The organism is Pseudomonas sp. SMN5, assembly GCF_052041925.1.
Lineage (GTDB): Bacteria > Pseudomonadota > Gammaproteobacteria > Pseudomonadales > Pseudomonadaceae > Aquipseudomonas.
On the sequence record NZ_JBKGGX010000033.1, the window covers coordinates 1 to 17872 of the forward strand.

Here is a 17872-nt window from a genome sequence, read left to right on the forward strand (position 1 = left end):
TGGCGACAGCGGCGCACGGTTGTACCGCACCGGCGACCTGGCGCAGTACCGCAGCGACGGCGTAATCGAGTACGTCGGACGGATCGACCATCAAGTGAAGATCCGCGGTTTCCGCATCGAACTGGGGGAAATCGAAGCTCGCCTGAACGCCTTGGAGCCGGTGCGCGAAGCGCGGGTGCTGGCCCAGGAAGGACCGAGCGGCCAACAACTGGTGGGCTATGTGATCCCGACAGCGGGCGCCGTCGACCCCGCCAGCCTGCGCGAACAGATCAAGCTCGGGCTCAAGGCCGACCTGCCGGACTACATGGTGCCGACGCACCTGTTGTTCCTCGATCAATGGCCGCTGACCGCCAACGGCAAGCTCGACCGCAAGGCCTTGCCGTCAGCGGACGCCAGTCAGGTGCAACAGGATTATCTGGCCCCGCAAAGCGAGATGGAGCAACAGCTCGCAGCAATCTGGCAGGACGTGCTCAAGGTTGAGCGGGTAGGGCTGAACGACAACTTCTTCGAGCTCGGCGGCGATTCCATCGTCTCGATCCAGGTCGTCAGCCGCGCCCGTCAGGCGGGTATCGGTTTTACTCCGAAAGACCTGTTCCAGCACCAGACCGTGCAGTCGCTGGCCAACGTGGCCCAGACCGGCGGTGAAGCACACCTCATCGATCAGGCTCCGGCACAGGGACCGACGCCGCTGCTGCCGATCCAGCAGGCGTTTTTCGCCGAGGCGATTGCCGAGCGTCACCATTACAACCAGTCGGTGTTGCTGAAACCGTCGAGCCCGTTGCAGGCCGCGTGGATCGAGCAAGCCTTGCAAGCGTTGGTGCTGCATCATGACGCCTTGCGCCTGTCGTTCACCCAGACCGAGGTTGGCTGGAATGCCCGCCACCGCGATGTGTCGGTGCAACGCCAGGCCTGGACGGCGGACGCTTTGCTGTGGACCGGCGAAGTGGCCGATGCGGCGGCGCTGGAGACGCTCGCCAATCAGGCCCAGCGCAGTCTGGGTCTGCAAGACGGCCCGTTGCTGCGCGGGCTTCTGGCGACATTGGCCGATGGTAGCCAGCGCCTGTTGCTGGTGGTCCATCACCTGGCGGTGGACGGTGTGTCGTGGCGGATTCTGTTCGACGACCTGCAAACCGCCTACCGCCAGTTGCTCGCCGGACAGCCGCTGCAACTGCCGGCCAGGAGCACCTCGGTCAAGGCCTTTGCCGAACAGTTGCAGGTCCACGCCCGCAGCGCCGCGTTGCAACAGCAACTGGGCTACTGGCAGGACCTGTTGCAACACGCGCCGGCCGACTTGCCGTGCCTGGACCGTCACGCCCGCGCGCAGAACCGTCAGGCGGTCACCGTGCACACGCGGCTGGACAGACAACTGACCCGGCAACTGCTGCAAGAGGCCCCAGCGGCCTATCGCACCCAGGTCAACGACCTGTTGCTCACCGCCCTGGCGCGAGTGATGTGCCGTTGGACCGGCGACGACAGCCTGTTGCTCCAGCTCGAAGGCCACGGGCGCGAAGAACTGTTCGCCGGCCTCGACCTGACGCGCACCGTGGGTTGGTTCACCAGCCTGTTCCCGGTCAAGTTGTCGCCTGCCGCCGGGCTGGCGGATTCGATCAAGTCGATCAAGCAGGCCCTGCGCACGATTCCCGACAAAGGCGTGGGCTTCGGTGCGTTGCGCTACCTGGGCGACGACGCCAGCCGCGCTGCCCTGGAGCGCCTGCCGGTGCCGCGCCTGACGTTCAACTACCTGGGGCAGTTCGACGCCAGTTTCGATCAGGCCCAAGGCGCCTTGTTCAGCCCGGCCCCGGAAAGCCCCGGCGACGAACAGAGCCCGCTGAGCCCGTTGGGCAACTGGCTGACCCTCAACGGTCAGGTGTTCGACGGTGCGTTGCGGCTGGGCTGGACCTTCAGCTGCGAGCAGTTCGAGCAGGCGACGATCCAGCGACTGGCCGATGACTACGCCAGCGAACTGGCCGGCCTGATTGCCCATTGCTGCGACCCGCTGAACCAGGGGCTGACCCCGTCGGACGTCCCGCTGGCCGGGCTGACCCAGGCGCAATTGGACGGGTTGGAACTGTCGGCGCGCTCGGTGGATGACCTGTACCCGCTGGCGCCGATGCAGCAGGGCATGTTGTTCCACAGCCTGTACGAACACGGCAGCGGTCATTACATCAACCAGATGTGCCTGGACATCGAAGGCCTCGATCCACAACGTTTCGAAGCGGCCTGGCAGGCGGCGGTCGACGCCCATGACATTCTGCGCAGCCGTTTCGTCTGGGAACAGGGCGAACGGCCGTTGCAGGTGGTGCACAAACAGCTGCGCGTGCCATTCACCTTTTTGGACTGGAGCACTCGGGCCGATATCGCCCAGGCGCTGGTCGAGCGGGCGGGCAGCGAACGCGAGCAGGGATTTGACCTGGCGTGCGCGCCGCTGCTGCGCCTGGTGCTGGTCAAGACCGGTCCGCAGCATTACCACCTGATCTACACCCATCACCACATTCTGATGGACGGCTGGAGCAACTCGCAGTTGCTCGGCGAGGTGCTGCAGCGCTACGACGGCCAGGCCCTGGCGCGTCCGGCTGGGCGCTATCGCGACTACATCGCCTGGCTGCAAGGGCGCGACGCCGCCGCCAGCGAAACCTTCTGGCGTGAGCAGTTGCAAGCGCTCGACGCGCCGACTCGTCTGGCTGACCCGCGTTTCGGGGCCGTCCAGGCGACCGTGCAGCCCAGCCATGCAAGCCACTATCAGTTGCTGAGCGCGGCCCAGACCCAACGCTTGATCGAGTTCGCCCGCCAGCAGAAAGTCACCCTCAACACGGTCGTCCAGGCGACCTGGCTGTTGCTGTTGCAACACTACACCGGGCACGCCACGGTGGCCTTCGGCGCCACGGTGTCCGGGCGTCCGACGGAGCTCAAGGGCGTCGAGCAGCAGATCGGCCTGTTCATCAACACCTTGCCGGTGATCGCCGGTGCGCGTGCGGAGCAATCGGTGAGCAGCCTGTTGCAGCAGATCCAGGCGCAGAACGTGGCCTTGCGCGAGCACGAACACACGCCGTTGTTCGAGATCCAGCGCTGGGCCGGGCAGGGCGGCGAGGGATTGTTCGACACCTTGCTGGTGTTCGAAAACTACCCGGTGTCCCAGGCTTTGCAGGAGCAGGCGCCCTCGGGCTTGAGCTTCGGCGCCGTGGCCAACCAGGAACAGACTAATTTCCCGTTGACCCTGGCCGTCAATCTAACTGACATCCTCAGCCTGCACTTCACTTATGCCCATGCTGCCTTTCCTACACACACCGTCGAGCGTCTGGCTGAGCAGGTGGCACACGTGCTCGCGCAGATGGTGAGCCTGCCGGTCGACGGCTGCGTAGGCGACCTGCAATGGCTGAACGAGGCGACGCGCCAGCGGGTGTTGCACGACTGGAATGCCACCTCGGTCGAGGCACCACAGCATCGTCATGTCCACCAGTGGATCGAAGCCCAGGCCCGACTCACGCCCGACGCAGTGGCGCTGGTCTGCGAGCAACAGACACTCACCTACGCCCAGCTCAACGCCCGGGCCAATCGCCTGGCCCATGGCCTGATCGAGCGCGGCGTCGGCCCAGAGGTGCGGGTGGGGCTGGCGATGACCCGCTCGGTGCAGATGGTCGTCGGCTTGCTGGCGGTGCTCAAGGCCGGCGGCGCCTATGTGCCGCTGGACCCGGCCTATCCACAGGAGCGCCTGGCGTACATGGTCGAGGACAGCGCGATTGCCTTGTTGTTGACCGAAAGCCAGGTCCTGCCGTTGTTCGAATGCGCCACGGTGACCTGCCTGTCACTCGATATGCCTGAGCAATGGCTTGACGCCTACAGCGAGCGCGACCCCGACGTGGCGGTTGACGGTGAACACCTCGCGTACCTGATCTACACCTCCGGTTCCACCGGCAAGCCCAAGGGCGTGGGCATCCGCCATGGGGCCTTGAGCAATCACATGAACTGGATGCAGGCGTGCCTGCAACTGACGGCCGCCGACCGGGTCCTGCAGAAAACCGCTATCAGCTTCGATGCCTCGGTCTGGGAATTCTGGCTGCCGCTGATGAACGGCGCGCAACTGGTGCTCGCACCGGCGCAACTGAACCTGGACCTGACCACCTTGTGGGCTGAAGTAGCGCGCTGGCGCGTCAGCGTGCTGCAAATGGCGCCGTCGCTGTTGCAAGCGCTGATACCGCTGGCGACCCGCGACCAACTGGCCTCCCTGCGCCTGCTGTTGTGCGGTGGCGAAGCGCTCAGCGCGGACTTGTCGCACCGGGTGCTGGCGCTGTTCGATGGCGAACTGCGCAACCTGTATGGCCCGACCGAAGCGACCATCGACACCAGCAGCCACCGGGTGGAGCGCGCCATCGAGGGCGACACCGGGCGAATCATCGCCATCGGCCGGCCCATCGATAACGTGCGCACCTATGTGTTGGACGCCGCCATGCAACCCTGTGTTCCGGGCGCGGTGGGCGAGTTGCACATCGCAGGTTGTTCCCTGGCCCGCGGCTATCACCAGCGCCCGGCACTCACCGCCGAGCGTTTCATTCCCGACCCGTTCGCGCCAACCCCCGGCGGTCGCTTGTACCGCACCGGTGACCTGGCGCGCCATGCCGCGGACGGTGTGATCGAGTACCTCGGCCGGATCGACCATCAGGTAAAAATCCGTGGCCTGCGCATCGAGCTGGGCGAAATCGAGGCGCGCCTGCAAGCCGAGGCTGAGGTGCGCGACGCGCTGGTGCTGGCGCGGGAAACCGCGAACGGTGCGCAACTGGTGGCCTACCTCGTCAGCCACGAAGCCTCGCTCGACGCGACACGCCAGGCTCACCTGGGTGAACGGCTCAAGGCGCGCCTGGCTGAGCAGTTGCCTGACTTCATGGTGCCGAGCCAACTGGTGTTTCTTGAGCGCCTGCCGCTGACCACCAACGGCAAGCTCGACCGCAAGGCGCTGCCGGCGCCGGAGAGTCGCGTGCTGCATGGCGCCTACCTGGCGCCGCAAAGCGAGCTGGAGCGCCAGGTCGCGGCGATCTGGCAGGACGTGCTCAAGGTCGAGCAGGTCGGGCTGGGGGACAACTTCTTCGAACTGGGCGGGCATTCACTGCTGGTGGTGAATGCGGTGTCGCGCCTGCAACTGGAGCTGGGCCTGACCTTGACGCCCCAGCTGCTTTTCCAATACCCGGTGCTCGGCGCGTTCGTGGCGCAACTGGCGCCTGCCAACGAGCAAATGAATACGTCGAAATTGAGCAAGCTTGAAGCGCTGCTCGATGAATTTGAGGAGGTTTGATGGACACCGCTGTCGCACAACGCATTGCCAGGCGCTTCATAACGCTGCCGCTGGAAAAACGTCGCTTGTACTTGCAGAAAATGCTCGAAGAGAACGTTTCCCCGGCGAACCTGCCGATCCCGCCTGTCAGTGCCGAGTTCGACAGCTTGCCGCTGTCTTTTGCCCAGGAGCGCCAGTGGTTCCTCTGGCAACTGGATCCCGACAGCGCGGCCTATCACATGCCCACGGCCCTGCGCTTGCGTGGGCCGCTGAACATCGCCGCGCTGGAGCAGAGTTTCAGTGCGCTGGTGGCGCGCCATCCGAGCTTGCGCACCTGTTTCGTGAACCAGGGCGAGCGCGTTGTGCAGCAGGTTCAGGACGCGGCGCCGCTGCTGTTGCAGGCCGAGGTCCTGGAGTCAATGCCGGACGAGATGCAGTTGCGTCGGCTGATCGAAGACGAGACCCGTCAGCTGTTCGACCTGCAACAGGGGCCGCTGCTGCGCACGCGCCTGTTGCGGTTGGCCACCGACGATCACGTGCTGATCGTGACGCTGCACCACATCATCAGCGACGGCGGGTCGATGCAGGTGATGGTCGAGGAATTGGTCCAAGGCTACGCCGCTTTCAGCCAGAGCCAGGTCCCGCGATGGCCGGCGTTGCCGATCCAGTACGCCGACTACGCCATCTGGCAGCGGCACTGGCTGGAGGCCGGTGAGCGCGAGCGCCAGTTGCAGTACTGGACCGCACGCCTGGGCGGTCGGCAACCGGTGCTGGAACTGCCCACCGATTTCCCCCGGCCGGCGGTAATGAGCTACCGCGGCGCACGCCTGGAACTGGCGGTGGACAATGCACTCGCTCGCGCCCTCAAGCAGATGGCCCAGCGTGAAGGCGTCAGTCTGTTCATGATTCTGCTGGCCGCGTTTCAGGTCCTGCTGCATCGCTACAGCGGCCAGAACGACATCCGCGTCGGGGTGCCCACGGCCAACCGCAACCGGGTCGAAACCGAGCGCCTGATCGGCTTTTTCGTCAACACCCAGGTGCTCGACAGCGACGTGCAGAGCCAGGACACCTTCGACGTCTTGCTGCAACAGGTCAAGCACACCGCCCTCGGCGCCCAGGCCCACCAGGACCTGCCGTTCGAGCAACTGGTCGAGGCGTTGCAACCTGAGCGCAACCTGAGCCACAGCCCGCTGTTCCAGGTCATGTTCAATCACCGGACCCAGGGCCCGGCGGGTGAGGGCCCGGTGGGTGAACTGCGAGTCGAAGGGCTGCGTTGGGACAGCCACACCGCGCAGTTCGACCTGACCCTGGAAACCGTGGAGCACAGCGAAGGGCTTGCGGCTGCGCTGATCTATGCCAGCGATCTGTTCGAGGCCAGCACGGTGGCGCGCATGGCCGGGCATTGGCAGAATCTGTTGCGGGCAATCGTGGCCGATCCGAGCCAGCGCATTGGCGAATTGCCGTTGCTCGATGCCGCGCAACAACAGGCGCAGCTCCACGACTGGAACCGGGCCATCGCGCCGGCAGCCGAGGCTGGTTTCGTCCATCGACTGTTCGAAGCGCAAGCGTTGAGCACTCCCGATGCGCCGGCACTGGTGATTGACGGCGAGCGTTGGAGCTATGGGCAGCTTAATGCCCGGGCCAATCAACTGGCGAGAAAACTCCAGGCCCTGGGCGTGAGCGCCGACGTGCTGGTGGGCATTTCGGTGGAGCGTAGCGCTCACATGCTGGTGGGCCTGTTGGCGATCCTCAAGGCCGGCGGCGCGTATCTGCCGCTGGACCCGGCGTTTCCCCCGGAGCGCCTGGCCTACATGATCGAGGACAGTGGCATCGAGTGGCTGCTGACCCAGAGCTCGTTGCTTGACCCATTCTCTGCACCCTGTGGGAGCGAGCCTGCTCGCGATAGCGGTGGTTCAGGCAATGATGATGTTGGAGGTGCCGACGCCATCGCGAGCAGGCTCGCTCCCACAGGGGCCGGTGTTGGCGTCAGCACCTTGGTGTTGGACCAGGACGGTGACTGGCTCGATGGCTATGCCTGTGACGACCTGGCGACGCACCTTGATCCTGAGCACCTGGCTTATGCGATCTACACCTCCGGTTCCACCGGCAAGCCCAAGGGCGTGATGGTGCGCCATGGCGCGCTGGGCAACTTTGTCGCGAGCATGGCCAAGGCACCGGGCATGGCGGCCGAAGACCGGGCTTTGTCCCTGACCACGTTCTCTTTCGATATTTTCGGCCTGGAAATCTATGTGCCGTTGATGGTCGGCGCGTGCATTGTGCTGACCGGGCAACATGTGGCCCAGGACCCATATGCGGTGCTGGCGTTGATCGAGGCCGAGCAGGTCAATGTGGTGCAGGCCACGCCATCGACCTGGCGCATGCTGCTGGACAACGAAAACGCCGATGGCCTGCGCGGCTGCAAGTGCTTGTGCGGTGGCGAGGCATTGCCCCGGGACCTGGCGGTGCGCCTGCTCGCGCTCGGTGGCGAGGTATGGAACCTCTATGGCCCGACCGAAACCACCATCTGGTCGGCTTTGCACCCGCTGCGCAGCGCGGATGCGCAACCGTGGCTGGGCGGGCCGATTGCCAACACCTCGCTGTACATCGTCGGCGCCGACCTGATGCCGGTGCCCCAGGGTGTCGCCGGTGAGCTGCTGATCGGTGGCGAGGGCCTGGCCCGTGGCTATTTCCAGCGCCCGGCGTTGACCGCCGAACGCTTCGTCCCGCATCCCTTCCGCGCCGGCGAGCGGCTCTACCGCACCGGTGACCTGGCGCGTCAACGAGCCGACGGGCTGTTCGAGTACCTGGGACGCATCGACCATCAGGTGAAGATCCGCGGGTTCCGTATCGAACTGGGTGAAATCGAAGCGCGCCTGCTCGAACAGGACAACGTACGTGAGGCCGCGGTGCTGGCCCAGGATGCGCCCGGTGGGCCGGTGCTGGTGGGCTACGTGGTGCCGACGGTTGCACCAGACGCCCTGGACCCCGACCAGCAAAGCGCCCTGCGTGACCGCCTGATCGCCCGGCTCAAGGTCAACCTGCCCGACTACATGGTGCCGACGCACCTGATGTTGTTGCCACGCTTCCCGCTGACGCCCAACGGCAAGCTGGACCGCAAACAGCTGCCCCGGCCCGATGCCAGTCAATGGCAGAAAACCTATGTCGCCCCGGTCACGCCCCGGCAGCAGGTCGTGGCGGCGATCTGGGCCGAGGTGCTCAAGGTGCCTCGGGTCGGCCTGAAAGACAATTTCTTCGACCTGGGTGGGCATTCGTTGCTCGCCACCCAAGTGACGTCGCGCATCCGCCAGCAGTTGCAGCTCCAGGTGCCCTTGCGTCTGCTGTTCGCCCACGACAGCCTGCAAGGCTTTGTCGAAGCCATGGACAGCGCGTCGGCGAGCGCGGAGTCGGGCATCCCGCGGATCGCCCGGGAGCAGCCGCTGGCCCTGTCCTACGCCCAGCAACGCCAATGGTTTTTGTGGCAGCTGGAACCGACCAGCAGCGCCTATCACATTCCTGCGGCACTGCGCCTGCGTGGCAGCCTTGACCGCGAGGCCCTGCAACACAGCTTCGACGCGTTGGTGACGCGTCACGAGAGCCTGCGCACCCGGTTCCTGCTCGACAACGAGCGCCCAGTGCAACGCATCGATCCACCTTCGCCTGTGCCGCTGGTCATCGAACCGGCGCCGGCGGCCCTCGACGCGGACGTCTTGCGTGGCCTGATCGAGGCCGAGACGCGACAGCCGTTCGATCTGCAACGCGGGCCCTTGCTGCGGGTCAAGTTGCTGCAACTGGCAGCCGACCATCACGTGTTGATCCTGACCCAACACCACATCGTCTCCGATGCCTGGTCGATGCAGATCATGGTCGACGACCTGCTGCGCCTGTACGCCGGGTTCAGCCAGGGCCAGACGCCGCAGCTGGCACCGTTGCCGATCCAGTACGCCGACTTCGCTCACTGGCAACGGCAATGGCTGGAGGAGGGGGAGCAGCAGCGTCAACTCGACTACTGGCTCGCGCAATTGGGCGGCGAACAGCCGATCCTTGAGTTGCCGACCGACCGGCCGCGTCCGGTGCAACAGAGCTATCGCGGCGCCCGTCTGCCCATCGTCATCGAGCCAGCCCTGGCCGACGGTCTCAAGCGCCTGGCCCAGCAGCACGGCAGCACATTGTTCATGCTGCTGCTCGCGGCCTTCCAGACATTGCTGCACCGCTACAGCGGCCAGAACGATATTCGCGTCGGCGTGCCGGTCGCCAACCGCAATCGCGTGGAAACCGAGCGTCTGCTGGGCTTCTTCGTCAACACCCAGGTGCTCAAGGCCGACATCGAAGGCAGCCTCGGCTTCGACCAGTTGCTGCGTCAGGTCAAGCAACGGGCACTGGGCGCGCAGGCCCATCAGGATCTGCCGTTCGAGCAACTGGTGGAGTTGCTGGCCCCGGCGCGCAACCTGAGCCACACACCGCTGTTCCAGGTGATGTTCAACCATGCCAGCGAGGTCCGCCGCGACCTCGCGGCATTGCCCGGCCTGAGCCTGGAGCAATTGACCTGGGACAGCGGCACGGCGCAGTTCGACCTGGCCTTGGACACCTTCGAGTACGCCGAAGGCCTTGGTGCGGCGCTGACCTACGCCAGCGACCTGTTCGAACCCGCCACCGTCGCCCGCCTCGCAGCGCACTGGCTGAACCTGCTGCGGGCGATTGTCGCCAACCCGGCCCAGCGCATCGGCGAACTGCCGATGCTCGACGGGGCGCAGCGGCGGCTGATCGTCCAGGACTGGAACCATACCTGGGCCGATTATCCGAATCACATTCCGGTCCATCAGTTGATCGAAGCCCAGGTCGAGCGCGCGCCGCAGGCCGAGGCGCTGGTGTTCGAAGGGCAAGCGTTGAGTTACGCCGAGCTCAACGCCCGCGCCAACCGCCTGGCACATGGCCTGATCGAGCGCGGCATCGGTCCGGATGTGCTGGTGGGCATTTGCGTGCACCGCAGCGTGGAAATGGTCGTCGGGCTGCTGGCAATCCTCAAGGCCGGCGGTGCGTATGTGCCGCTGGACCCGGAGTATCCTCCGGAGCGCCTGGCCTACATGATCGAGGACAGTGGCATCGAATGGCTGCTGACCCAGCGTTCGTTGCTTGACCCCTGTGGGAGCGAGCTTGCTCGCGATGGCGGTGGTCCGGTCAATGATGATGGTGGATGTGCCGACGCCATCGCGAGCAAGCTCGCTCCCACAGAGGGTGGTCTTAAGACGTTGGTGCTGGATGGGGATGACGATTGGCTGCGGGACTATCCCACCGACAATCCACCGGCCCGGGCGGTGGCGCAGAACCTCGCCTATGTGATCTACACCTCAGGCTCCACCGGCAGGCCCAAGGGCGCCGGCAACAGCCATGGGGCGTTGACCAACCGCCTGTGCTGGATGCAACAGGCCTACCAACTGCGTGGCGGCGACAGTGTCCTGCAAAAGACCCCGTTCAGTTTCGACGTGTCGGTCTGGGAGTTCTTCTGGCCGTTGATGACCGGCGTGCGCCTGGTGGTCGCGGCACCGGGGGATCATCGCGATCCGCAGAAGCTGGTCAGCCTGATCGAGCGCGAAAACATCACAACCCTGCATTTCGTGCCGTCGATGCTGCAAGCCTTCATGCTCGACGCCAGCGTCAGCCGTTGCACCAGCCTGACCCGCATCGTCTGCAGCGGCGAAGCCCTGCCGGTGGATGCCCAGCAGCAGGTGTTCGCCAAATTGCCGAAGGCCAGCCTGTACAACTTGTACGGCCCGACCGAAGCGGCCATCGACGTGACCCATTGGACCTGCCGCGACGAAGGTCGCGATGCGGTGCCGATTGGCGAGCCGATCGCCAACCTGATGACCTACATCCTCGACGACGAACTGAACCCGGTGCCGAGCGGCGTCAATGGCGAGCTGTACCTGAGCGGCCAGGGGCTGGCGCGCGGTTACCACCGGCGCCCCGAGCTGACGGCCGAGCGTTTCGTCGTCAGCCCGTTCGCGGCGGGCGAGCGCCTGTATCGCACCGGTGACCTGGCGCGCTATCGGTCCAACGGTGTGATCGAATACATCGGCCGCATCGACCATCAGGTCAAGGTCCGCGGTTTCCGCATCGAACTGGGGGAAATCGAAGCACGTCTGCTGGAACACGCCGGGGTGCGGGAAGCGGTGGTGGTGGCTCAGGACAGCCCGAGCGGCAAGGTCCTGAGCGGCTACGTGGTCGGCAGCGCGAGCGAGCCCAGCGGCTGGCCCGAGCTGCGCGAAGCGCTGTTGGCCCATCTGCGCCAGAACCTGCCAGAGCACATGGTGCCGACGCACCTGAGCCTGCTGGACCAGATGCCGCTGAGCCCGAACGGCAAGCTCGACCGCAAGGCGTTGCCGGCCCCGGACCTGGCGCCGTTGCAACAGGACTTCACGGCGCCGGTCAACGCCACTGAACAAGCGCTGGTGGAGATCTGGCAGGCGGTGCTCGGCGTGGCCAGGGTCGGCACCGCTGACAACTTCTTCGCCTTGGGCGGCGACTCGATCAACGCGATCCAGGTGGTCAGCCGGGCGCGGCAACAAGGCATCGGCCTGACACCCAAAGACCTGTTCTTGCACCAGAACATCCAGGCCTTGGCCCGGATCGCCATCGCCGCCGACGACGGCACCACCACCGACCAAGGTCCGGTCACCGGTGGCAGCCATCTGCTGCCGATGCAGCACTGGTTCTTCGCCAGCGACATCCCGCACCGCGAGCACTGGAACCAATCGGTGCTGCTCACGCCTCGCGAACCGCTGGACGTGGCCTGCTTGCGCCAGGCGCTCGAGCATGTGATGACCCAGCATGATGCACTGCGCCTGCGTTTCACTCAGGCGAGCGACGGTCGCTGGCAGGCCAGCCACCAGGCGCTGGGCGAGCAAGCGCCGGACATCTGGCTGCGCAGCGCAGAGAACGCCGATGAGATCCTGGCCATCGCCGAACAGGCGCAACGCAGCCTCGACCTGCAGCGGGGGCCGTTGCTGCGGTGCAGCCTGATCGCGGTGCAGGACGGCAGTTCGCGCCTGCACCTGGCGATCCACCACCTGGTGGTGGACGGGGTGTCGTGGCGGGTGCTGTTGGAAGACTTGCAAAGCGCCTACCGGCAACTGCTCGCCCAGCAACCGGTTGCCCTGCCGGCCAAGACCACCGCGTTCCAGGCCTGGGCCGCGCAGTTGCAGGACTATGCGCGCAGCGAGCCGTTGCAGCGGGAACTGACCTATTGGACCGGGCAACTCGACCAACCCTTGCCGCCCTTGCCACGGGCCCGCCCCGAAGGCAGTCAGGCCTCGCGATATGGCCGTTCGGTCAGCACGCGGCTGGACGCCGGGCAGACCCAGCGCCTGCTCAAACAGGCACCGACGGCCTATCGGACCCAGGTCAATGACCTGTTGCTGTGCGCCCTGGCCCAGGTGATCTGCCAGTGGACCTCGCAGCCGGCGTGCCTGGTGCAGCTTGAAGGCCATGGCCGCGAGGAGCTGTTCGACGGCGTCGACCTGAGCCGCACGGTGGGCTGGTTCACCAGCCTGTTCCCGGTGATGCTGACCCCATCGGCCGACCTGGGCGATTCGATCAAGCGGATCAAGGAGCAGCTGCGCGCAGTACCGAACAAGGGCCTGGGCTACGGCGTGCTGCGTTACCTGGGCACTGACGAAAGCCAGCAGCGCCTGGCGAAGCTGCCCGAGGCGCGAATCACCTTCAATTATCTTGGGCAGTTCGACCAGAGTTTCGATGAGCAGGCGCTGTTCGTGCCGAGCGAAGAGGGCAGTGGCGCCGGTCATGGCGATGACGTCCCGTTGAGCAATTGGCTGACCATCAACGGTCGGGTGTTCAACGGCGAACTGTCCCTGGACTGGACCTTCAGTCGCGATGTCTTCGACGAAGCCACGCTCCAGCAACTGGCCGATGCCTACGCTGTGGCGTTGCAGAAACTGATCGACCATTGCTGCTGCGAGGCGCCCCGGGGCCTGACCCCTTCGGACTTCCCGCTGGCCCGCCTGACCCAGGCGCAACTGGACCGACTGCCGGTGCCCGTGGCGCAGATCGAGGACATCTACCCGCTGTCGCCGATGCAGGACGGCATGTTGTTCCATACCCTGGCCGACGACAGCCGTGGCCTGTACGTCAATCAGATCAGCCTGCCGGTGCATGGCCTGGACACCGAACGTTTCGCCCGTGCCTGGGCCGCGGTGATCGAGCGCGAAGATATCCTGCGCACCAGTTTCCACTGGCAGGATGGCCTTGGCGCGCCGGTGCAGATCGTTCATCGTCAGGTCGAGTTGCCGTTGCTGGTCGAGGACTGGCGCTCGCGGCACACCAGCGAGCAGGCCGTGATCGAGCAGGCCATCAGCGAACGCGCCGCCGCCGATTACCTGGCCGGTTTCGACCTGAGCCAGGCACCGCTGCAACGGGTGCTGTTGCTGCGCCTGGAGGATGACCGCTACCAGATGATCTGGACCTGTCACCACATCCTGATGGATGGCTGGAGCAGCTCGCGGTTGTTCGGCGAGGTGCTGCAGTTCTATGCCCATGGGCAGGTGCAAAGCCGTAACGGGCGTTACCGCGAGTTCATCCAGTGGCTGCAACGCCAGGACCAGGGCGCGCTGGAAGGTTTCTGGCGCGGCCGGCTCCAGGCGCTGGAGCAACCGACCTCGCTCACTCAGGCGATGTACCCGCGCCACGTCGAGGCGCTGGAGGGGCATCAGGCGCTATATTCCCATTGGGACGCCGGGCAGACCGAGCGCTTGCAGCAAGCCTGCCGGGCCTTGCACATCACGCCCAACACCTTGATCCAGGGTGCATGGCTGTTGCTGTTGCAACGTTTCACCGGGCAGGACACCGTGGTCTTCGGCGCGACCGTCGCCGGACGGCCGGCGGGGCTGGCCAATGCCGATAACATCCTGGGTCTGTTCATCAACACGCTGCCGGTGATCCAGACCCTGGATCCTGAACAGCCCCTGGATCAGTGGTTGCAGCAGTTGCAGGCCTACAACCTGGACCTGCGTGAACACGCCCATGCGCCGCTGGCGGATATCCAGCGTTGGTCCGGGCTGGGTGGGCAAGGGTTGTTCGACAGCATCATCGTGTTCGAGAACTACCCGATCGACGAGCGCCTTGGGGAGCAACAGGACAGCGGGCTGAGCTTCGGCGAGTCGCGTAACCACGACGTGACCAACTTCCCGATGGACCTGGCGGTCAACCTCGGCGAGCAATTGTCCATCGAGTACCTGTTCCTGCGCAACGCCTTCAGCGTGCAAGGCGTGGAGCAGATCCGGCGCTGTCTGGAGGACACGCTGGACGCGATGATCAAAGCGCCCCGGACGCGGTTGGGCAACCTGCAACGCCTGTCGGCGCAACAGTGGCAAGCCTTCGAACAGTGGAGCGCGGCGCCCGGCGCCGATTATCAGGCGCAGTTGCTGCCGGAACTGATCAGCCGTCACGCGCTGGCACGACCGCAGGCCACGGCGCTGGTGTGTGGCGAGCAGACTTTGAGCCATGGCGAGCTGGAGCGGCGGGCCAATCGCCTGGCGCACCGTTTGATCGAGCTGGGCGCCGGCCCGGAAGTGGTGGTCGGCGTGGCCCTGGAGCGTTCGGTGGAAATGGTCGTGGCGCTGCTGGCGGTGATGAAAAGCGGCGCGGCTTATGTACCGCTGGACATCGACTATCCCCCTGAACGCCTGGCGTTCATGATCGACGACTCGGCCATGGCGCTGTTGCTGAGCCACAGTCAGGTACAGGCGCGTCTGCCGAATGTCGACGGCCTGACACAACTGGCCATCGACACGTTCGACGGCCATGGCTACAGCGCACAAGCGCCGCGCAGCGGTGTGCTCGGCGACAACCTGGCCTACCTGATCTACACCTCCGGTTCCACTGGCCGTCCCAAAGGCGTGGCGGTCGCCCACGGTCCGATGAGCATGCATTGCCAGGCCATCGCCGGGCTGTACGACATGGACGAACACACCCGCGAGCTGCATTTCATGTCGTTCGCCTTCGACGGGGCTCACGAGCGTTGGCTGAGCACGCTGTTGAGCGGCGGCACCCTGGTGATTCGCGACGGGGCGCTGTGGACGCCGGAGCAGACCTTCGCCGCCTTGCACCGACATGGCATCACCATCGCCTGTTTCCCGCCGGCGTACCTCAAGCAGTTGGCCGAATACGCCGCCGACAGTCGTCTGGCGTCGCCGCCGGTGCGGGTGTACTGCTTTGGTGGCGACGCGGTTCCGGAGCAGACTTTCGAGCAGGTGAAAGCCGCGCTGCGTCCGCAGTTCTTCACCAACGGCTACGGCCCGACGGAGACCGTGGTCACGCCAATGCTGTGGAAGGTACCGGTGAGCCAACACTGCGAAGCGGCCTACGCCCCCATTGGGCGGGCGGTCGGCGAGCGAGCCTTGTATGTGCTGGACGAGCACCTCAACCCGCTGCCGCCGGGGATTGCCGGCGAGCTGTACATCGGCGGCCAGGGCATCGCTCGTGGCTATCACCGTCGGGCCGATTTGAGTGCCGAGCGTTTCGTGCCGGACCCGTTCGGCCAGCCGGGTGACCGGCTGTACCGCAGCGGCGACCTGGTGCGCCAGCGGGCCGATGGGGTGCTCGATTACGTGGGACGCATCGACCATCAGATCAAGGTGCGCGGTTTCCGTATCGAGCTGGGCGAGGTCGAGGCCAGCCTGCGGCAACAGGCAGGCGTCACCGATGCAGTGGTGATCGCCCGAGACAGCGCCTCGGGCAAGCAATTGATCGGCTACGTGGTGACCCCCGACGGCGTGGCCATCGGCGACCAACTCAAGGCTGACCTGCGCACGCAGTTGCCGGACTACATGGTGCCGGCGCAGATCATCTGCCTGGACGCGCTGCCGGTGACCCCCAACGGCAAACTGGATCGCCGGGCGCTGCCGGAGCCGGAATTCAAGAGCGCCGAGTATGTGCCCGGACGCACTCGCGACGAGCAACTGCTGGCGCAGATCTGGGCGGACGTGTTGCAGGTCGAGCGGGTCGGCATCACCGACAACTTCTTCGAGCTGGGCGGTGATTCGATTCTCAGCCTGCAGGTGGTGTCGCGGGTGCGCAACCACTCGGAACTGAAAATGGACCTCAAGTTGCGCGACCTGATGCGCGGCCAGACCATCGAGGCGATTTTCCAGCAGCGCGAGCGCACGGTTTCGGCGGTCGTCGAGGACGTGACCCAGGCTGCGGTCGAAGGGCAGTTCAACCTCATCCCCATCCAGCAATGGCTGTTCGACCAACACATGAGCGAGCCGCATCATTACAACCAGGCATTGATGTTGCGGGCCCGCCAGGCCTTGAACCTGACGGCGCTGGAACTGGCGCTGCGGGGCATGATGCAGCAACACGACGCCCTGCGCTTGCGCTTCAGCGAAGTGGGCGGACGCTACCTGCAGCATTATCAGCCGCTGGCCGAGAGCCAGGCGCAATGGGCTGGCGAACCCTTGCTGTGGCAGCAGCAGGTGGCGGATGAGGCCGAACTTGAGCTGTACGCCGAGCAGGTGCAACGCAGCCTGGACCTGTGCAACGGGCCGCTGTGGCGCACCGCTCATGTGACCTTGGGCAATGGTGAGATCCGCGTGCTGATGGTCATTCACCACTTGGTGATCGACACGGTGTCGTGGCGTGTGCTGCTGCAAGACTTGCAGAGCGCTTATGAGGCCTACAGCGATGGCCGTGCGCCGAATCTGCCGATCCGCACCAGCAGCTACCGGGCCTGGGCCGAAGGGCTGCGTGCCTACGCGGCGGACTTCGATGCGCAGGAAAAAGCCTGGTGGCTGGCGCAGCTCGACCAACCGGGCAACGAATTGCCGTGCGACAACCCCCGTGGCAAGGACCAGGTGCAGTTCCAGTCGGTGGCGTACCTGAACCTGTCTGAATTGCACACCCAGCAACTGCTCAAACAGGTGCCGGCGGTCTACCAGACGCAGATCAACGACGTGCTGCTGACGGCGCTGAGCCGAGTGCTGTGCCGTTGGAGCGAGCAGGCTTCGGTGCTGATCCAGCTCGAAGGCCATGGTCGTGAGGACCTGCTCAAGGACATCGACTTGAGTCGGACGGTGGGCTGGTTCACCAGCATGTTCCCGGTGCGTTTGAGCCCGTCCCCTGAAGCCGACATCGGCACCTCGGTGCGTGCGGTGCAACGGCAGTTGGCCGCCGTGCCGAACAAGGGGCTGGGGTATGGGGTGTTGCGACACATGAGCGGTGAGCAGATGGCCGATACCTTGGGCCGGGCGCCACAGGCCCGGGTGACGTTCAACTACCTGGGGCAATTCGACCAGAGCTTCGACGACAAGGCGCTGCTGGTGCCGGCCGCCGAAAGCTACGGCAGTTGCTACAGCCCCCACGCCGCATTGGGCAACTGGCTGGAAGTGGTGGGGCAGGTGTATGACGGGCGACTGGCCCTGCGCTGTGTGTTCAGCAAACGCCGTTATCGGGCCGAGACTGTCGAGCGCCTGATGCGCGAGTACCAGGCGGAGCTGGAGACGCTGATCGAGCATTGTGTGGAGCAGGCGGCCTGAATTCCGGGGCGGGCTTATTGTTTAACCAGGAGTCTGCCAGGCGCAGTACCTGTGGCACTGCCAG

The 17872-nt window shown here is 65.4% G+C and carries 2 protein-coding genes; both read left to right on the forward strand.

Annotated features, from left to right (window positions below):
- On the forward strand, positions 1-5284 hold a 5284-nt coding region (locus tag ACLEJR_RS24290), incomplete at its 5' end, for an amino acid adenylation domain-containing protein (protein WP_440817077.1).
- Positions 5284-17808 (forward strand): non-ribosomal peptide synthase/polyketide synthase, encoded by a 12525-nt coding sequence (locus ACLEJR_RS24295; protein ID WP_440817079.1) that lies wholly within the window; start codon positions 5284-5286, stop codon positions 17806-17808. The genes ACLEJR_RS24290 and ACLEJR_RS24295, both read left to right, overlap by 1 nt.
- Positions 17809-17872 lie beyond the last annotated feature (64 nt).